We start from the raw sequence: 18,662 nt of genomic DNA on the forward strand, positions 1-18,662 counted from the left end.
GTTCGGGCCGGCGCACCACCGCGACAGTGGGAGCGTTCAGGATGATCTTCCTCGTTCAGGAGCCTTGGCGCGCATCGGCCGCCGCCGTCGACATCGACCGCCTCTCAGCGCTGGCCGCGCTCACCGACGACCCCGCCGCGCCCAGACTCATCCTGTTGCCGATCGCCCAGCCCGAGGCCGGCGTCGACGCCGAGGCCACGTTGGCTGCGCTGTCGGACATCGCCGCACGCAATGGAGTCTATCTCGCCGGCGCCGCCGGCGTGGACCGCGCCGGGACCGCACGCACGGAAGGCTTCCTGATCGGCCCCGACGGGGCGCGCCTGCTCGCGGTCGGCAAGACCCTGCCGGATCTCGTCGCCGGCTATTCGGCCAACGACGCCGATCTCGGCCGCCGGCGCGACTTCCCCATCGCGGAAACCCCGTTCGGAAAGATCGGTCTGCTGGTCGGCGAGGACATCCTCTCGCCGCACCTTGCCCGGATGACCGCGCAGGCCGGCGGCGAGGTGATCCTCAACCCCGCCTTCGAGCGTGGCGACGCGTTCTTCCAGGCGCGCCAGACGGCCCGCGCGGCCCGCGCCTACGAGAACCTGGCCCTGGTGCTGTGCGCCTCGCCCACGCGGATCGAGCACCCCGAACTGGGCGTCGAGCGCCTGCCCGCCGCCGCGGCCGCCTACGACACCATCGGGCTGACCGTCGTGGCCGCCCGGGGCGACGAGACGATGATCAGCCTGGATCCCGATATCCAGGCCGTGCGCCGGCGTCGCAGCGAGACCTACGCGAACTTCCCCGTCGTGGTGCGGACCGGCCTCTATGCGGGCGGCTACGCCCAGGCCCCGGCCGCGGACCACGCCGCCGTCCAGAGCCGCGACGCGTGGCGGGCCGAGGGCGCCCGCCGGGTCGAGGCCCGTGTCAAACCGGGGGTCGAAGGCCGCCTCGACCGCTACGACGTGGTCCTGGGCCAGATGGACCTGATGTCGGTCCACGACCTCGGCCAGCGCGACGCCGTGCTGGACCACAACGTCGAGCGGGCCATCGCGCTGGTCCGCGGCATGGCGCGGTCTCCGTCGGTGAAGCTGGTGGTGTTCCCCGAGTTCTTCATGCAGGGCGTCGTCACCGGCAAGCCGCTCGACTACTGGATGCAGGTCAGCGTGCGCATGGACGGTCCCGAGATCGCCAAGCTCCAGGCCTTCGCCCGCGAAAGCTCGGTGTTCGTCTCGGGCATGGTCTACGAGGTCGATCCGACCTGGCCCGACCGCTACTTCAACACCGCCTTCATCATCGACGACGAAGGCCGGCTCATCCACCGCTACCGCAAGATCCACGGCGCCGACACCGGCCTGCTCTCGCTGACCACGCCGGGGAACATCTATTCCGACTATGTGGCCCGCGACGGCTACGACGCCCTGTTCCCGGTGGCCGACACGAAGATCGGCAAGCTGGGCACGCTGGTCTGCTTCGACATGAACTTCCCGGAGACGGCGCGCGAACTGGCGCGGCGCGGGGCCGAGGTGCTGATCCATCCGACGTCCGAACCGCACAACGCACGTCGCCACGGCTGGGACATCGGCCGGCGCACCCGGGCGTTCGAGAACCTGGCCTATGTGGTCAGCTGCGGCACGGGCGGGCAATACATGGACCCGAGCGACACGGCGCCCTCCCCCGCCAAGCGCGGCCACTCCAAGATCGTCCGCTTCGACGGACGGCTGGAGGCTGCGGCCGACGGGCCGGGGCACCTGCCGCTGATGGGGCCGATCGACCTGGGCTCGCTGCGCCACGCCCGCGCCGACGCCCGCCGCAACCTGCTGGCCTGGGACGAGCCCTCGGCCTACGCCGCGGCCTACGCGGCGGCGGCGAAGGCCGGCTATCCCATCGACGTCTGGCTGAAGACCCCGATGCGCGAGGCCAGGCAGGGGCTGGAGGTCACTCGCCAGGTGATCCGCCGCTACTTCGAGACCGGCGTCTTCACCCGGCCGGAGGGCGCCCCCGTCGCCGAACAGAACATGGGCTCGATGTACGGGACCACGGAGACCGCACGATGAGCCAGACCCGCTACGCCGGCCTCGGACGCCTGGGCGTCGGCACGCCCCAGGCCAATCCCACGGTCGAGGACGAGTTCGCGATCATGCCGCCGCGCGGCATGTCGTCGAACGTCGTGCGCCTGACCAGCACGGCCGAAGATCCGCTGGAACGGCTGCGCCGGTACATCGAGGACCTGGACGACACCCTGGGCGACTTCGACGTCCTCAAGCCCGCCGTCTTCGGCTTCGCCTGCACGGGCTCGACCTATCTGGTCGGTCACGAGCGCGAACGCGAGATCGTGGCGGCGTGCGAGGCCCGGCGCGGCTATCCCGTGGTGACGGCGGCCGAAGCGATCCTGTGGGCCCTCGACCGGCTGAACGCGCGCAGGATCGTCGTGATCGCCCCCTATCCCGCCGCCCTCGTCGCCGCCGGCCAGACCTACTTCGAGGGCCAGGGCCTCACCGTTCTGGCCAAGCACCGGATCGAGACCGCCACCGCCGACACGCGCGGCATCTACGACCTGGCCTGGGGCCAGGCTGCGGAGGCCCTCGCCGGGCTGGACGTGAAGGGCGCCGATGCGGTGCTGCTCAGCGGCACAGGCATGCCCAGCCTGCCGGTCGTCGCCGCCGGTCACGCCTCGGGCGTTCCGGTGATCTCCTCGAACTTCTGCCTGGCGGCGAAGATGATGTCGCGCATGGGCCGCGACGATCTGCTGGACGACGGACTGGGCGTCGTCGGCTGGCGTGACCGTCTCGCGGAGGCCCTCCGCTAGTTTCCGGTGATGGTCCGGACGACGGCCGCGGCGTCCTCAGGCGGCCGGTCGCCGCGCCACACGACGTGCCCGTCCGGACGCACCAGGACCAGACGCCGTTCGTAGAGGGCCTGGACGGCCGGATCGCCGACACGCTCGATCCGCAGCGGCGCGCCCGCCGCGGCCATGGCGTCGGTCAGCGGCGCAAGTTCGCCCCCGTTGCCGTCGTCGCCTTCGTCGTCGCTCAGGACCAGCAGCACGAAGTCGTCGCCCACGAGGTCCAGCATGGTGCGGCCGTCGGCCAGCCAGGCATGGGGCGCGCGCGAGCCCGGCCAGGTGGTGGGCGTCAGGCGCGCGGTGTCGTCGCACGGCTCGGGCGTGCCGTCGCCGACCACGATGTCCGAGCCCACGTAGCGATAGCCCAGGTGCGTGCCGGCGCTGCTGAACTGCCGCGAAAGCCACTGGATCTTGCGCTTCAGCTCGGCGCGCTCGCGGTCCGCGGCCTCGCCGGGCTGATCGATGTTGGCCGGCGTCTCGTCCATCACCATGTCGATCTTGTCGGAGTTGGTGGCCGAAATGATGCTGTTGCGGATGGCGATCGGCTTGCGCTCGCGCTCGTAGCTCTCCAGCAGGCGCGGGCCGCCCCAGCCCTCCAGCGTCGCCTGGAGCTTCCAGGCGAGATCGCAGGCGTCGCCGATACCGGTATTCATGCCCACGCCGCCGGTGGGCGCGAACAGGTGGGCAGCGTCGCCCAGCAGGAACACCCGCCCCTCGCGCCACTTCCGGGCCACCGACTGATGGTGGTGCCAGTGGTTGACGTTGATGAGTTCGAAGTCGAAGGGCTTGCCCATGGCGCGGAAGAGGATCGCCTCGGCGTCCACCTCGTCCGTCTGCTTGGACGCGTCCAGGAAGTAGTACTGGAAGTTCCAGAGATCCTTGCCGTCGATGGCCGTGAAAACCCCGAAGCAGTCCGGCGTGAACACGAAATAGAGATTGGCGAGTCCCCGGCCGTGGGCCTCCAGGAAGCCCGGGCTGCGGAAGAACAGGCTCACGTTCGCCCGCATCTTGCCGCGGCCGTTGCGGCGGATGCCGAGCTGGCGGCGGATCGGGCCGACCCCGCCCTCGCAGTCGGCGAGGTAGAGGGACGCGATGTCCTGGGTCTCACCGGTCTCGACATGCTGGACGTGGCCGACGACGCCGTCCGCGTCCTGGGTGAAGCCGGTGGCGCGCCAGCCGCGCCGCAGGTCGATCTCGGGCCGCGACAGGGCGTGGGCCAGCAGCACCGGCTCCAGCGCCTGCTGCCCGATCTGGGTCTTGCCGTAAGGCGACCACTGCATCTCGGCGAAGCGGGCCGTGGCGACCGGGTCGCGGGTCATAAGTTCGCGGATCGAGGGCGACTGCACCCGGTGGACTTCCTGGCCCGCCAGTCGCGTGGTGAAGATGATGAAGTACGGATTGTCCGCCGGAATCGCCGCGTCGTAGATCGCCTGATCCAGTCCCCAGCGCCGGTACAGCTCCATCGAGCGCGCGCCCAGAAGGGTCGCCTTGGGGTGCTGCATCGCGCCGATGCGCTCTTCCACCACGATGCTGCGCACGCCGCGGTGGGCCAGATCGATGGCCAGGGTAAGGCCGACGGGGCCACCGCCGACGATGAGGACGGGCGCTTCGGGAGCGGCTTTCCGGGTCATGGCGGCTACAGCGCTCGGGCCTTGAGCCAGTCCATGACCTCCTGCGCCTCGACGACGTCGGCGTACTTGAGCTGGAGGTCGGTCAGGTTGGCGTAGTGGTAGCTCTCGTGCTTGTCGGCCACACACTCTTCCGGGACGATCGTCCGATAGCCGCGCGACAGGGATTCCACGCCCGTGGCGCGGACGCAGCCCGAGGTCGAGCCGCCGGTCAGCACCACGGTGTCGACCTTGTGCCAGACCAGGTAGCTCTGCAGCGGGCTCTCGAAGAACGCGCTGGGCATCCGCTTGGTGAAGACGAGGTCCTTCGCCTCGTCGATCCGCACCCGCGGGTCGAACTTGTGACGCTCGCTGTCGTACTTGATGTTCTGGAGGCTGTCGGGCGTGTCGGTGCGCGTGCCCCAGACGCCCGCGTCACCCCCGTCGGCCTTGTAGGCCACCCGGGTCCAGATCACCGGCATGCCGGCGGCGCGCGCCAGGGCCGATATGGTGTTGGTGTGTTCGATCTGGCGCGGGTCGGTGACATAGGCCGACTTCGGGAACAGGTCGGGCCGGGTGTAGGCCTGCTGGAAGTCGATGTTCACAACGGCCAGCTTCTCGCCGAAGCCGAACCGCGCACGGGCCGGATTGGCCTTCACCGCCTCGTAGAGCTGCCGCGCGGTCTTGTCCTCGCGGACCATGGTGGGCTCGAACTTCAGCTCGTCTTCCGCCATGGCGCAGCTCTCTCCGACCAAGCTTGTTTGATATATTGATTATGCCTTTATGGCGCAGCCATGCAAGCTATCCGTTCTCGTCCTCGTGCGGCGTCGCGGGCGTCTGGATGTGATAGGCGAAGCGCTCGGGGTGATACTGGGCGTAGATGAGCTGGATGGGCGTGGCGCTCGCGTCCCGCACCACCCGGACCACCCGCAAGAGCGGCGCCCCGACCGTCAGGCCCAGCGCGCCCGCGATCTGCGGCTCGGCGCCGGTGGCGGTGATCCATTGCTCGGCCTCGGCCGGTTCGGCGCCCGCGGCGCGCAGCAGCCGCAGCATCGGCTTGGTGGCCAGATCGCGCCGGGTGATCTTCCGCGCCACCGATTGCGGCAGGTAGGTCACGAGGTACGAGAAGGGTTCGCCGTCCAGCCGCCGCAGCCGGTTCACGCGCCGTACGGGGGCGTTCGGATCGAGCTGCAACAGACGGGCGACCTCGCCGTTCGCCGTCTCCTCGGCCACATCGAGAAGTTCGACCTCGGTGTCGGCGCCGATGCGCTCCAGCAGTTGGACCAGCGTGTCGAACGAGCCGGTGACCAGGCCCTCCGACACCACGCCCGCCACTACCGTCCCGCGTCCGCGCCTCCGGGTCACGAGCTGTTCGGCGGCCAGGTCGTTCAGCGCCCGCTTGGCGGTGATCCGCGACACCGCGAACAGCTTCGCCAGGTCTTCCTCGCCCGGCAGCACGGCACCCGGCGCGAAGTCACCCCGCCGGATCCGCTCCTTCAGGATCAGGAAGATCTGATGATAGAGCGGGGTCGGCGCCGCCCCATCGATCAGATGCGGCCCCAGCCCCGCCGTCGCACCCGGTATGCTCGACGCCATCAATGTCCCCGGCGGGCCATCCGCCCGCTGCGCCTTAACTGCACGCCCACAGGCGGACTGTCACGCCGCGGCGTCCACGATCTCGGCCGCGGTCCCCGCCCAGACGGACGCGTCGTCCGCCAGGCCGGCCAGAATCTCGCGCACCGCCCACATGCGGAACGGCTGCCCCGCCACATAGGGCGTGAGCGTGAAGCCGAGGACCTGGCCGCCGCAACGTTCGCCCTCGTCCTTCAGGCACGCGACGGCCTCGCCGATCTGCGCGGCCCAGACCCGCTCGTCCTGGCGGCGGTCCGAGAGCAGCGTGCGATCGTCGAGTTCGTTGGACAGGGGAACGGCGGTCATCGCGCCGCTGTCGGTTCGGATGGCCACCGGCACCGTGTCCTGCTCCCAGTCCAGGCAGATGTCGAAGCCGGCCTCGGCGATCAGGTCCAGGGTTGCGAAGGACTGCTGGCGCGCCGGGCTCATCCAGGTGCGCGGCTTCAGGCCGGCGGCGTCGAACGCCGCGCGCACCCTGGCCACCACGGCGCGCTCGTCGGCGACTTCCATCCCGCTCCAATGGATATGGTCCGTGTCCCATCCGTAGGCCGCGATCTCGTGACCATCGGCCAGGATCGCGTCGACCAGGGGCCGGACGCGATCCAGGAGCACCGCGTTGACCGGAAAGGTCGCTTTCAGACCCCGCGCCTTCAAGGCGTCCAGCAGGCGGAAGGCGCCGACGCGAAGGCCATAGTCCCGGGTCGTGAAGTGGCGCAGGTCGGGATAGGGCGTGACCATCGCGCCGGGCGACTTGAACGGCTTCCCGGTCGGATTGAGCATGTGGAACTCGATCGGCACGACGATCATCGCCGCGACCCGTCGCCCGTCGGCCCAGGCCAGCGGCTCGCGCGCGCCCGCCGGCCGCCAGGCATAGCGGTCCTGGTCCATGCCGTACCGGCGCAGCGGGTACTCGAGATAGTCGGGGGGCAGCGCCATTCAGGCCTCCTCTTCCGCCGCGAAACCGAAGCCCGGCCGCTCGAGACCCCGCCGGCGGATGTCGCCAAGGGTCCCGTCCCAGTGGGCCTCCCGGTAGTGGCCGGCGATCTCGGCGGCCGTGGCGATCCAGACGTCGTCGGCATGATCGGCGATGTGCTTCAGCGCCGCCTCGAACGGACGGATGCGGTGCGACTGGCCGACCAGATAGGCGTGCAGCGGAATGCACATCACCGTGCCGCTCGTCGCGCCCTCCTCCAGGAGCTGATCGAAGTGTCGCTTGAGGATGTCGGCGTAGCGCCAGGGGTCCATCGCCAGCGCGCCGTAGGTGATGACGTCGTTCACCTCCAGCGAATACGGCATCGAAACGACCTTGCCCTGCCGGGTCTTCAGCGGCTGAGGCTGGTCGTCCTGGAACAGGTCGCAGCTGTACCAGAAGTCGTACTCGCCCAGCAGTTCGAAGGTGCGCTCGGTATGGGTCAGGGCCGGCGCGAGATACCCGCGGATCCGTTGGCCGGTGGCGGCCTGGATGGTCCGGATCGAGTCCTCGATCATGGCGCGCTCCTGCGCCTCGTCCATCTCGTAGGAATAGCGGGTGTTGTAGATGCCGTGGGAGAAGAACTCCCAGTTCCGGGCGACGCAGGCCTCGATGATCTCGGGATGGTGGTCGATCAGCGCCGTCGAGAGCGAGATCGAACCCCGCATCCCGTACTTGTCCATCAGCTCCATCAGCCGCCAGTGGCCGACGCGGTTGCCCCAGTCGCGCTGGGAATAGCCGACCACGTCCGGCGCGGGCCTGGGCCAGCCGGGCCGCAGCGGGTTCTTCGGCGGATTGAATTCGTAGAACTCGATGTTCGGCGCGATCCAGAACGCCAGCTTCTTGCCGCCCGGCCAGACCACCTTCGGCCGGTCGCGATAGGGCCAGTAGTCGTAGAGGTTCGGCTCGGCGTGCATCTTATGCGACCTCGCTGCGGGACGTGGGGCTCGGGGCGGTCAGATAGATCCAGGGTCGGCGGCTGCGGTCGGCCTGGCGGAAGGCGGCGATCTCGTCGCGCCAGCGGAGGGTCAGGTCGATGGCGTCCAGGCCATGACGCAGCATTTCGCGTTGTTCGTCGCCCAGCTCGAACGGCGTCGGCTCGCCGTCCGGCCCGGCGATCCGCATGTCCTCCAGGCTCACCGTCACCCGCCGGCCCTGCGGGTCCTCGGCGACCGCAGCGGCCAGGACGGCGACCCGCTCGGCCGCCAGGACGACCGGCACGATGCCGTTGCGGACGCAGTTGTTGAAGAAGATCGGGTTGAAGCTGGGCGCGACGATCGCCCGGAAGCCGTACTCCGCCAGCGCCCAGGCGGCATGCTCGCGGCTGGAGCCGCAGCCGAAGTTCTCACCGCCCAGCAGGATCTGCGCGCCCGCATAGGCCGGATCGTTCAGCACGAAGGCCGGGTCGGGCGTCCGTCCGCCGATCTCGGTATAGCGCCACCCGGCGAACAGGCCGTCGGCCAGGCCGGTCTTGGAGACGCTCCGGATTTCGCGCGACGGGATGATCGCATCGGTGTCGACGTTCGCCCGCACCAGCGGAGCGGCCACCGAGGTCAGGCGGCTGAAGGGTTCCATCAGACCGGCTCCGGAGCAAGCTTGCGGGGGTCGGCGATGGCGCCGCGGATCGCCGAGGCCGCCACCGTCTCGGGCGAGGCCAGATGCGAGCGGGTCTGCGGCCCCTGGCGGCTCTCGAAGTTGCGGTTGGTGGACGACACCACCCGCTGGCGCTCGCCGAAGCTCTCGCCGCCGGCGAAGAAGCACATGGAGCAACCCGACTCCCGCCACTCGAACCCCGCGTCCAGGAAGACGCGGTCCAGTCCCTCGGCCTCGGCCTGATGCTTCACCCGCGTCGAGCCCGGCACGCAGATCGCCTTGACGCCCGCCGCCACGCGTCGCCCCTTTAGCAGCGCCGCGGCCCGGCGCAGGTCGCTGATCCGGCTGTTCGTGCACGAGCCGATGAACGCCGCGCCGATCGGCAGCCCCTCCAGCGGCTGGCCCGGCGTCAGGTCCATGTAGCCCAGCGCCCGGTCATAGGCCTCGCGGCTGTCGCGGTCCGCCACCGCGTCGTAGTCCGGGACCGCCGAGCCGATGGGCGCCCCCTGCTGCGGACTGACGCCCCAGGTGACCATCGGGGAGATCTCGGCCGCGTCGATGGTCACCTCCCTGTCGAACACGGCGTCCGGGTCCGAGCGCAGCCCGCGCCACTCGGCCAGCGCCAGGTCCCAGGCCTCGCCCTTGGGCGCGTAGGCCCGACCCTCGAGGTATTCGAACACCTTGTCGTCCGGCGCGACGATCGCCGTGAACGCCGCGATCTCGGTCGCCATGTTGCAGAGGGTGAGACGCTCCTCGACCGACAGGGCCTCGACACCCTCGCCGGCGTATTCGACGACGTGATCGCGCGCGCCGGACGCCGAGATCTTCGCCACCACCGCCAGCGCCAGGTCCTTGGCCGTCACGCCGGGGGCGAGCCGGTTGGCGACCGTGATCCGCATCGTGCGCGGCCTGGCGATCCGCAAGGTCCCGGTGGCCAGCGCATGCTCGGCCTCGGTGGAGCCGATCCCCCAGGCGAGCGCCCCCATCGCCCCCTGGGTGCAGGTGTGGCTGTCCGGACAGACCAGGGTCGCGCCCGGCAGCACCAGGGCGTGCTCGGGCGAGATGACGTGGACGATCCCCTGCCCTTCATCCCCGATGTCGAACAGCGTGATGCCCGCTTCGCGCGCGGCGTCGCGGGTCTGGGTGATGAACGACGTCCCCGTCGGCATCACGGTCTTGTCCGTACGGCCGGGGAAGGTGTCGACCACGTGGTCCATGGTGCAGAAGGTCTGGGCGGGCGCCATCACCGGGCGACCGGCGGCCTGGAGACTCTTCAGCGCCACGCCGCCCGTGCGCTCGTGCAGCAGCACGCGATCGATCAGGACGAGGCCGACGTCCTCGGGAAGCGCCCGGACGAGATGCGTGCGCCAGATCCTGTCGAACAGCGTCTGCGGACCGCTCATGCGACGGGGCCTCGCAGGCCCAGTTCGGCCATCACGGCCTCGGTGTCGGCGCCCGGCGCCGGCGGGTCGCGGGTGACGCCCAGACGCTGGCCGCCCATCTCCAACGGCAGGCCCGGCAGGAAGGTTTCGCGGCCGTCGGCCAGGGTCACCGGGACCAGCCCGCCTGATCGCAGGTGCGGATCGTCGAACAGGTCCTCCGGCCGCGAGACCGGCGCGAAGGGCAGGCCCACCACTTCCAGCTTCGCCATCAGCTCGTCCTTGGCGAAGCTTTTGAACAGCGCCCTCACCTCGGGCAGGATCCGGTCGCGGGCGAGGACGCGGGCGTTGTTCAGGTCCAGGCTGGCGTCGTCGCCCAGGGCCAGGCCGAAGCCCTTGCAGAACGCCTTCCACTGGGCGTCGCTCACCACGCCCACGAACACGCTGGCGCCGTCGGCCGTCTCGAAGATGTCGTAGATCGCCCAGGCCGAGATGCGGGCCGGCATCGGCTGGGCCGCCACGCCCGTCACCGCCATCTGCGCCATGTGCTGGCCGACGAGGAAGGCGGTGGTCTCGAACAGCGAGCAGTTCACCTGCTGCCCCTCGCCCGTGCGATGGCGCTGCTCCACCGCGGCAAGGATGCCGATCACGCCGAACATCCCGCCGGTGACGTCGATCACCGAGCTGCCCGCGCGCAGAGGCCGCCCCGGCGGGCCCGTCATGTAGGCGAGCCCCCCCATCATCTGGGCCACCTCGTCGAGGGCGGTCCGCGATTCATAGGGGCCGGACAGGAAGCCCTTGGCCGAGCAGTAGATCAGCCTCGGATTGACCGCCTTCAGCGCCGCATAGCCCAAGCCCAGCTTGTCCATCGTCCCGGTCCGGAAGTTCTCGATGAGGACGTCCGACGCCGCCACCAGCGCCTTGGCCGCCGCCAGGTCGTCGGGCGCCTTGAGGTCCAGGCAGATGCTGCGCTTGTTGCGGTTGTACATCGGGAAGTAGCCCGCGCCCGAGCCCAGCAGGCGGCGCGTCTGGTCCCCGCCCGGCGGCTCGACGCGCGTGACCTCGGCGCCCAGGTCGGCCAGGATCAGGCCGGCCGACGGCCCCATGACCATGTGGGTGAACTCGACCACCTTCAGCCCGTGGAGCGGCAGGGTGTCAGTCATGGGTTCGGAAACTCCGCGCTTCAGGGCTGGCGACATCCTAATATTTGATCTAACATTATATCAAATGATCTTTTAGGCGGAGCGACCATGAACGCCGGCATCGACGTCCTGATCAGCGAGGTTGGCCCCCGCGACGGCCTGCAGAGCATCTCCGCGATCATGCCGCTGGAGGCCAAGAAGGCGTGGATCGCCGCTGAGGCCGCCGCCGGCGTCCGCGAGATCGAGGTGGGGTCGTTCGTTCCCGCCAGCCTTCTGCCGCAACTGGCCGACACGGCCGAGGTCGTGGCCTTCGCCCGGACGATCCCGGGCCTGACCGTCGCCGTTCTCGTCCCGAACCTGCGCGGCGCCGAAGCCGCCGTGAAGGCCGGGGCGCACAAGCTCACCCTGCCGCTATCGGTCAGCGAGACCCACAGCCTCAAGAACCTGCGGCGCACGCACGCCCAGGTGCTGGCCGAGGCCAAGGCGATCGCCGACCTCGTCGCCGCCCAGCCCGCAGACCAGCGTCCGAAGTTCGAGGGCAGCCTTTCCACCGCGTTCGGCTGCACTCTGGAGGGCCCGATCCCCGACGAAACCCTGACCCGGATGGCCGAAGGGCTTATGGCGGCCGGTTGCGACGAGGTCGGGCTCTCCGACACCACGGGCTACGCCAACCCGGCCGAGGTCGGCCGGCTGGTGAAGCTGATCCGGGGCGTGGTGGGCGACGACAAGCTGACGGGCATCCACCTGCACAACACGCGAGGCCTGGGCCTGGCCAACGTCGTGGCGGCGCTCAACGCCGGCCTGGACACCATCGACTCGTCCCTGGGCGGCATCGGCGGCTGTCCGTTCGCCCCCGGCGCCAGCGGCAACATCGTCACCGAGGACCTGGCCTTCATGCTGGAAGCGATGGGCCTGCGCACCGGCGTCGATCTCGACAAGCTGCTGGCGGTCCGCAAGATCGTCACCGACGTCCTCCCGGACGAGCCCATGTACGGCTTCGTCCCCGACGCGGGCCTGCCGCTGGGCTTCGCGCCCGCCCGCGCGGCCTAGGCTCCCGGCCTTCTAGGCTCCGGGCCGCACGCGCAGCGAGACATCGCAGCTCGTCAACGGTTCGACGCCGGTCGCCGTCACCCGGACCTGATCCTCGACGTGGAGCGCGCCCCAGCCCAGTTCGCGGTACGGCATGTCGATCGTGAAGACCATGTCCTCCAGGAACACGAACTCGCCCTGCCCGCCCGGCAGCGTCGGGCCAATCGGGAGCGGATGGTCCGAGTGCTCCAGCCCCACGGAATGCGGCGTCGCGAACAGGTAGCCCGGAAAGCCCGCCTTGTGGATCGCCTCGATCAGCGCCGTGGTCACGGCCGCGCCCGTCACGCCCGGCTTGATCATGCCGTACGCCACCTCGCAGCCGATCTGCACGGCGCGCATCCGGGCCTGAAGCTCGGGGCTTGGCTCGCCGCAGATCGCCACACGGCCCAGGTCTCCGTGGTACCCCCGCAGCTCGCACAGGGCGTCGAAGGTGATCGAATGCCCCTCGACCACCACGCCGGGCGGCAGGTTCGGCCCGCCATGCCCGGTCGCCAGATAGACGGCGCGGCCGCCGCCCCGGGCGATCTCGACATTGTATGTCGTCTGCAACTCGGCCGTCGGCATGCCGGGCCGCAGGGTCGCCAGGGCGGTCTCCAGCGCGGCCTCGTTCAGCCGCGCCACGGCGCGCAACCGGTCCAGCTCGGCGGGCGACTTCACCATGCGGATCTCGCGGAAGACGTTCAGCGCATCGCGGACCTCGACGCCCGGCAGCCCCACCTGCTCCAGCCAGGGGCCGACGCGGGGATCGTCGCTCCCGATGACCGCACGCTCCAGCCCGGCGTCCCGCAGCGCCTGCTTCAGCGCATAGAGCGCATTCGCCGCGTGGCCGCCCCGCAACCCCTCGACCTTGGCCAGATAGGCCTCGTCGCTTTCCGAAAGGGTCTCGTGGCGGATCGGCCAGCGCATGACCTCCTCGATCGCCTCGGCGTCCTCGACATCGGGGTCGAAATCCCGGCGATCCTTGTAGATCGGGTGCAGATAGCCGCGGATGTTGGGCATCCAGGTGTCAGCCGGATTGCGGATGAGCCGATGGTACTCGACGCCATTGACGACCAGCGCCGCCGGCGCATCCTCGCGACGCGGCAAGAGCGCATAGTTGTAGAAGGTCCGCCCCATGCGCATCAGGGGGCCGATGTAGTCGCTGAGGTACTGCACGTTGATCGGACTGACCGCGATCAGGGCGTCCAACCCATGACGGTCCATCACCTCGTAGGCGCGCGCCTTGTTGAGCAGCATCGCTTCCCATCACCCCCAAGATGTATTCATATTAATGCCAATTTGGTTGGCCGACGCTCGCAGGCGCCCGCGGCGTATGCAAACAAAAACATCTCCCGATGGAGCGCACATCCTCCGGCTGGACGCGCTTGACGGCAGAAGATGCATTTTGAATGATACATCCAGTCCGAACAACGGGCACACGCGGGGCACGAACTTGTCGGATAGTCAGATGCGGTTGCTGAGGGGCCTTCGCGACCTCGCGTTCGTCGCCCTGGCGACGACGACCGTGCTCTTCTTCCTGGTCCGGCTGACGGGCGACCCCGCCGTGATGCTGGCCGGCGAAAGCGCGACGCCCGCGCAGCTCGCCGAGATCCGGGCCGCCTATGGCTTCGACAAGAGCCTGATCGAGCAATACCTGATCTACCTCTGGAAGGTCCTGCACCTGGACCTGGGGGTTTCGCTACAGGACGGCCAGCCGGCGCTCCACAAGGTTCTGATGGCCTATCCGGCCACGCTGGGCCTCGCCGCGGCGGCCGTCGCGACGAACGTTCTCGTCTCGGTGCCGATCGGCGCCTGGCTGGGGCAGAGCCGCAGCCGCTTATCCAGCGTCGTGCGCGGGGTGCTCACGGTCATGCAGGGCTTTCCGGGCTTCGTCTTCGCGCTGTTGCTGGTCAACATCTTCGCCGTCGGTCTCGAGTGGTTTCCCTCGGTGGGCTACGGCGGCCCGGAGACCTGGGTGCTGCCCGTCGTCTCGGTGGTCTCGTTCCTGGCTCCCAAGCTGATCCGCGTGGTCGAGGCCAACACCCGCGCCGCCCTGGGCTCCAACTTCGTGCGCACCGCCCGTTCCATAGGCGCCACCGACGGCGAGATCCTCTGGCGTCACGTCCTGCCCAACGCGCTGCTTGGCGCGGTCGCGCTGATCGGCGCCGAGATCGCCTTCATGCTCACCGGGCTGGTGATCATCGAATCCATCTTCGCCTGGCCCGGCATCGGCTGGCTCCTGGTCCAGTCGACGCTCAACCTGGATTTCCCCGTCGTTCAGGCCATCGCCCTGGTGATCGTCATCAGCGTGTTCCTCAGCAACGCGGCGACCGAGGCCGTGCAGGTCCTGTTCGACCCGCGCCGCCGCAGCATGGCCCGCTCCACATGATCGCGCGCCCGCACTGGACCACGCTCCTGATGGCGGTGGTGGCGAGCTTCTGCCTCGTCGTCATCCTGTTCGGCGGCCTCATCGAGGCCCGGCTCGATCCGCACGCCATGCTCCAGGACAACCGGTTGAGCGCGCCGCTCAGCCACGGCTACCTCCTGGGCTCCGACGAGTTCGGCCGCGATGTGGTCGCCCGCCTTCTGGCCGGCCTGCGCTGGTCGGTCAGCATCGCCACCCTGTCGACGGCCATCGCCTTCGCGATCGGCGTGACGCTGGGCCTGGTGGCCGCCCGCCGCGAGTCCTGGCTGAGCACCGTGCTGCGGCAGATCACGACGTTCACCCAGGCGTTCCCCGCCTTCGTCCTGGCGGTGACCGTCATCGCCATCCTGGGAAGCGACGGAATCTGGTCGGTCGTCCTGACTCTCGGCCTGATCACCTGGCCGGTGTTCGCCCGGGTCTCCTACGCCGAAGGCCGCGCCATCTTCCAGCGCGAGTACGTTCTGGCGGCCGAGATGATGGGCATGTCCCGGATCCGCCTGTACCTGCGCCATGTGCTGCCCAGCCTGATCCCGTCCCTATCCGTGCTGCTGGTCTTCCATTTCGCGGACATGATCATCGCCGAAAGCGCGCTCTCGTTCCTGGGCATCGGCGCGCCGCTGGGCGCGGCCACCTGGGGGGCGATGCTCAGCGAGAGCCGGACCTACATGTACGACGCGCCCTGGCTCCTGATCGCCCCGGCCGGGGCCATCGTGATCCTGATCATCACGGCGCAACTGTTCGGCCAGCACCTGCGCGAGCGCACGCAATGAGCGAACCGGTCCTCGACGTCCGCGACCTGACCATCGAGGTCGCCGAGCCGGGTGGGCCCCGCGCGCTGGTTCAGGGCCTGAGCCTGTCGATCGCACGGGGCGAGATCCTGGGCGTGGTCGGCGAAAGCGGCTCGGGCAAGACGCTGTCGGCCTTCGCCATCGCCGGGCTGCTGCCGCCGCGCGTCCGCGTCGCCGGCGGCGAGATCCATCTGGCCGGTCGCCGGATCGACGCCCTGTCCGACGCCGACCGGCGCCCCACCCGCGGACGCGACGTCGGCGTGGTGTTCCAGGACCCCCTGTCGTCGTTCAACCCGGTCCGCACGATCGGCTCGATGCTGATCGAGTCGGCCCAGCGGCATCAGCGGACGACCGAGAGCGACGCGCGAGACCGCGCCATCCAGTCGCTGCGCCAGATGCGTCTGCCCGGCGAGAACGCCTCGGTGGACTGCTACCCGCACATGCTTTCGGGCGGGCAGCGCCAGCGGGCGATGATCGCGCTGGCGCTGATCAACCGCCCGGCCCTGCTGATCGCCGACGAGCCCACCACCGCGCTCGATCCCACCGTTCAGCTCCAGATCCTGGCGCTGCTGAAGCGTGAGGCCGCGGACCGCGGCTGCCTGCTCATCACCCACGATCTCAGCGTCGCCGCCGCGATCTGCCACCGCATCGCCGTCATGAAGGACGGGCGGCTGCTGGAACAGGGACCGACGGACCGGCTTCTCACCGAGCCCGAGCATCCCTTCACACGGGAACTGATCGCCAGTGCGCCCTCGCGCCGCAGCCTGATGGCCGCCCTATGACCTCCGCCCTGCTGGACGTACAGGACCTCGACATCGTCTACGGCAAGGGTCGCGGCGCGCATCGCGCCGTCAAGGCCGCCAGCTTCCAGATCCAGCGCGGTGAGATCCTCGCCGTCGTCGGCGAATCCGGCTGCGGCAAGTCCAGCCTGGCGCGGGGCGTCGCCGGCATCCTGCAACCCGCCGCCGGCCGCATCCTGCTGGACGGCGCGCCCTTGGGCGGGGCTCGCGGCCGCGCCGCGTCGGTGGCGCGGCGCGCCGTGCAGATGGTCTTTCAGGACCCCGACGCCAGCCTGAACCCCAATCACACCATCGGCGCCATCCTGGACGAACCCCTGATCGTCACCGGCTTCGGCGACGCCGCAGCGCGACGCGCGCGGATCGAGGAGCTTATGGCCCTGGTCCGCCTGGACCTGGCCTTGCTGGAGCGCCGCCCGCGGGCGCTGTCCGGCGGCCAGAAGCAGCGCGTGGCCATCGCGCGCGCGCTCGCCATGTCGCCGCGGCTGCTGATCGCCGACGAGGCCCTGTCGGCCCTGGACCTGACGGCCCAGGCGCGCATGGCCACGCTGTTCCACGACATCCGCGACCGGCTCGGGATCGCGATCCTGTTCATCTCCCACGACATGCGGATGGTGGCTCAGCTCGCCGATACGGTGTGCGTGATCCGCGACGGCGAGATCGTCGAGCACGGTCCGACGCGCGAGATCATGGCGGCGCCCCGCTCGCCCTACACCCGTCTGCTGCTGGCCGCAGCGCTCGACCCCAAGGCGGCGCTGGGAGACCCCGACCTCCTGGATGCGCTCGCGAGCGGCGAGTCGGAGAAGGCCGATATGGCGGTCGCCCGGCTGCTGGCCCGCCCGGAGTCCGTCGCCTGATGTTCGCCCGCAAGCTCCTGGCCGGCCTGTTCGCCGGCGCCCTTCTCCTCTCCGGCGTCGGCTGTGCGCCCCGGCCCGCGCCGAAGACCGACGAGCTGCGGATCGCGCTCAACGCCCTGCCGCCCAGCCTCGGCAATCCGTTCCGCGGCAACGGCCGGCCCGGCAGCCTCCTGTGGTCGGGGATCTTCGACGGCCTGACCCAGTTCGACGAACAGGCCACCCTGCAGCCGGCTCTGGCCACGAGCTGGGAGCTGATCTCGCCGACCGTGTGGCGCTTCACCCTGCGCGAGGGCGTCGTCTACAGCGACGGCAAGCCCTTCGACAGCGGCAGCGTGGTGGCCGTGATCGACTGGCTCAAGTCCCCCGCCGGCCGCCGCACGCTGATGGGCAGCGAGCTGCGCGGACTCAAGGGCGCCAAGGCCATCGGACCCCATCAGGTCGATATCGAGACCACCGCGCCCGACCCGATCCTCCCCAAGCGGATGTCGGCCGTCTACATGGTGGAGCCCGACGCCTGGAAGCGGCTGGGGCCCGACGCGTTCGCCCAGCGCCCCATCGGCACGGGCGCCTTCATGGTGACGAACTGGGATCCGGCGCGACGTCGACTGACCATGAGCCGCAACCCGAAGAGCTGGCGCGGCTCCACCATCGAACGGGTCACCTTCGTCGAACTGCCGAACGGCTCGGCCCGGGCTCAGGCCCTGCTCTCCCGCGACGTGGACATCGCCTTCGTCGACCTGGAGGAGACCCCCCGCCTCAAGCGCAACGGGATCCATATCCTGACGACGCCGTCCGGCCAGGTGAAGGGCTTCACCTTCCGCGTGGCGGGCGGCGACCCGAAGTCGCCGGTGCAGGACGTGCGCGTACGCCAGGCCCTCAACTACGCCCTCGACAAGGCGACGATCTCGCGCTCGCTGCTGGACGCGCCGACGCCCTCGGGCCAGCCGGCGTCGCGCGAAGCCTTCGGATACGATCCGACGATCCCGCCCTACCCCTACGATCCCGCAAAGGCCCGCAGGCTGCTGGCCGAGGCCGGGTATCCGAACGGGTTCCCGCTGGTCCTGAACGTGCTCAAGGACACCTCTCCCGGCGACGACATGATCGCCGAGCAGGTGGCGGAGTACTGGCGCCAGATCGGCGTGCCCACCACGCTCAAGGTGCTCACCTTCCCCGAGCACATGCGCCGGTACACGACCAACACCTGGACCGGCGACGCTTTCTCGATCTCCTGGAACACCTATCAGTACTACGACGTGACCCGCCCCATGGAGGACTTCTCGTGCAATCGCGCGAACCCCTTCTTCTGCGACCGCGAGATCACCGCCCGGCTCGACGAGGCCAAGCAGATCATGGACGACGGCCAGCGTCTGAAGGCCTTCCAGGACTTGGCCCGCGCCTATCGCGAGGCCGCGCCCAGCGTGTTCATCGTCGAGCATCGCGACGTGGTGGCCTACAATCCGGATATCCGGAACTTCCGCATGCGCCAGCGCGTGCCCCGCTACGAAGTCATGACCTGGCGGACGGGCGACGCGCCGTGATCGACCGCGGCCGGCGCAACGACGGATTCCGCGATCGCC

Annotated in this window: 17 protein-coding genes; 8 read left to right on the forward strand and 9 right to left on the reverse strand. The window is 69.8% G+C overall.

The window, feature by feature from the left end:
- Nucleotides 1-41: 41 nt before the first annotated feature.
- On the forward strand, nt 42-2,039 hold the full coding sequence (locus tag ABS78_RS00395) for a nitrilase-related carbon-nitrogen hydrolase (RefSeq protein WP_293373741.1): 1,998 nt from the start codon (nt 42-44) through the stop codon (nt 2,037-2,039).
- A complete protein-coding gene (locus ABS78_RS00400; RefSeq protein WP_293373743.1) occupies nt 2,036-2,791 on the forward strand; it encodes a hypothetical protein in 756 nt (251 codons plus the stop codon). Before ABS78_RS00395 ends, ABS78_RS00400 begins: the two co-directional genes overlap by 4 nt.
- On the opposite strand, the gene ABS78_RS00405 is transcribed toward ABS78_RS00400, so the two are convergent.
- From ABS78_RS00405 to ABS78_RS00440, 8 genes are all read right to left on the reverse strand, one after another.
- On the reverse strand, nt 2,788-4,458 hold the full coding sequence (locus ABS78_RS00405) for an FAD-dependent oxidoreductase (protein WP_293373745.1): 1,671 nt from the start codon (nt 4,456-4,458) through the stop codon (nt 2,788-2,790). The two genes, ABS78_RS00400 and ABS78_RS00405, sit on opposite strands and share 4 nt — an antisense overlap.
- Before the next feature lie 5 nt (nt 4,459-4,463).
- Nucleotides 4,464-5,168, reverse strand: a complete 705-nt coding sequence (locus tag ABS78_RS00410) for an isochorismatase family protein (RefSeq protein ID WP_293373747.1) — start codon at nt 5,166-5,168, stop codon at nt 4,464-4,466.
- Between the two features lie 67 nt (nt 5,169-5,235).
- Complete coding sequence (locus tag ABS78_RS00415) at nt 5,236-6,030, reverse strand: GntR family transcriptional regulator (RefSeq protein ID WP_293373749.1); 795 nt, start codon at nt 6,028-6,030, stop codon at nt 5,236-5,238.
- Between the two features lie 60 nt (nt 6,031-6,090).
- Entirely contained in the window at nt 6,091-7,002 is a 912-nt protein-coding gene (locus tag ABS78_RS00420; protein WP_293373750.1) for a polysaccharide deacetylase family protein, read from the reverse strand.
- Nucleotides 7,003-7,953 (reverse strand): polysaccharide deacetylase family protein, encoded by a 951-nt coding sequence (locus tag ABS78_RS00425; protein ID WP_293373752.1) that lies wholly within the window; start codon nt 7,951-7,953, stop codon nt 7,003-7,005.
- A gap of 1 nt (nt 7,954) precedes the next feature.
- Nucleotides 7,955-8,611: a 3-isopropylmalate dehydratase small subunit gene (leuD, locus tag ABS78_RS00430; protein WP_293373754.1), complete on the reverse strand. Its 657-nt coding sequence runs from the start codon at nt 8,609-8,611 to the stop codon at nt 7,955-7,957.
- The gene (locus ABS78_RS00435; protein ID WP_293373756.1) at nt 8,611-10,032 is read right to left on the reverse strand and encodes a 3-isopropylmalate dehydratase large subunit; all 1,422 of its coding nucleotides are present in this window, start codon (nt 10,030-10,032) and stop codon (nt 8,611-8,613) included. The genes leuD and ABS78_RS00435 overlap by 1 nt, the downstream gene beginning before the upstream one ends.
- Nucleotides 10,029-11,171, reverse strand: a complete 1,143-nt coding sequence (locus tag ABS78_RS00440; protein WP_293373758.1) for a CaiB/BaiF CoA-transferase family protein — start codon at nt 11,169-11,171, stop codon at nt 10,029-10,031. The genes ABS78_RS00435 and ABS78_RS00440 overlap by 4 nt, the downstream gene beginning before the upstream one ends.
- An 87-nt stretch (nt 11,172-11,258) precedes the next feature.
- Here ABS78_RS00440 and ABS78_RS00445 point away from each other — a divergent pair, with 87 nt between their 5' ends.
- Nucleotides 11,259-12,200 carry a hydroxymethylglutaryl-CoA lyase gene (locus ABS78_RS00445; protein WP_293373760.1) on the forward strand — a complete coding sequence of 314 codons (942 nt, stop codon included), beginning with the start codon at nt 11,259-11,261 and terminating at the stop codon, nt 12,198-12,200.
- 12 nt (nt 12,201-12,212) lie between these two features.
- Here the strand turns inward: ABS78_RS00445 and ABS78_RS00450 are convergent, their stop codons facing one another.
- The gene (locus ABS78_RS00450; RefSeq protein WP_293373762.1) at nt 12,213-13,475 is read right to left on the reverse strand and encodes a Xaa-Pro peptidase family protein; all 1,263 of its coding nucleotides are present in this window, start codon (nt 13,473-13,475) and stop codon (nt 12,213-12,215) included.
- Between the two features lie 211 nt (nt 13,476-13,686).
- On the opposite strand from ABS78_RS00450, the gene ABS78_RS00455 reads away from it, so the two are divergent.
- From ABS78_RS00455 to ABS78_RS00475, 5 genes are read left to right on the forward strand one after another with little or no spacing between them, the layout of a single operon-like run.
- Nucleotides 13,687-14,607, forward strand: a complete 921-nt coding sequence (locus ABS78_RS00455; protein WP_293373764.1) for an ABC transporter permease — start codon at nt 13,687-13,689, stop codon at nt 14,605-14,607.
- Nucleotides 14,604-15,413 carry an ABC transporter permease gene (locus tag ABS78_RS00460; RefSeq protein ID WP_293373766.1) on the forward strand — a complete coding sequence of 270 codons (810 nt, stop codon included), beginning with the start codon at nt 14,604-14,606 and terminating at the stop codon, nt 15,411-15,413. The genes ABS78_RS00455 and ABS78_RS00460 overlap by 4 nt, the downstream gene beginning before the upstream one ends.
- The gene (locus ABS78_RS00465; protein ID WP_293373768.1) at nt 15,410-16,213 is read left to right on the forward strand and encodes an ABC transporter ATP-binding protein; all 804 of its coding nucleotides are present in this window, start codon (nt 15,410-15,412) and stop codon (nt 16,211-16,213) included. The genes ABS78_RS00460 and ABS78_RS00465 overlap by 4 nt, the downstream gene beginning before the upstream one ends.
- Nucleotides 16,210-17,085: an ATP-binding cassette domain-containing protein gene (locus tag ABS78_RS00470; protein ID WP_293373770.1), complete on the forward strand. Its 876-nt coding sequence runs from the start codon at nt 16,210-16,212 to the stop codon at nt 17,083-17,085. The genes ABS78_RS00465 and ABS78_RS00470 overlap by 4 nt, the downstream gene beginning before the upstream one ends.
- Nucleotides 17,085-18,623 (forward strand): ABC transporter substrate-binding protein, encoded by a 1,539-nt coding sequence (locus tag ABS78_RS00475; RefSeq protein WP_293373772.1) that lies wholly within the window; start codon nt 17,085-17,087, stop codon nt 18,621-18,623. Before ABS78_RS00470 ends, ABS78_RS00475 begins: the two co-directional genes overlap by 1 nt.
- Nucleotides 18,624-18,662: the final 39 nt, after the last annotated feature.

It is taken from the genome of Phenylobacterium sp. SCN 70-31 (genome assembly GCF_001724605.1).
In the GTDB taxonomy this organism is placed as follows: domain Bacteria; phylum Pseudomonadota; class Alphaproteobacteria; order Caulobacterales; family Caulobacteraceae; genus Phenylobacterium.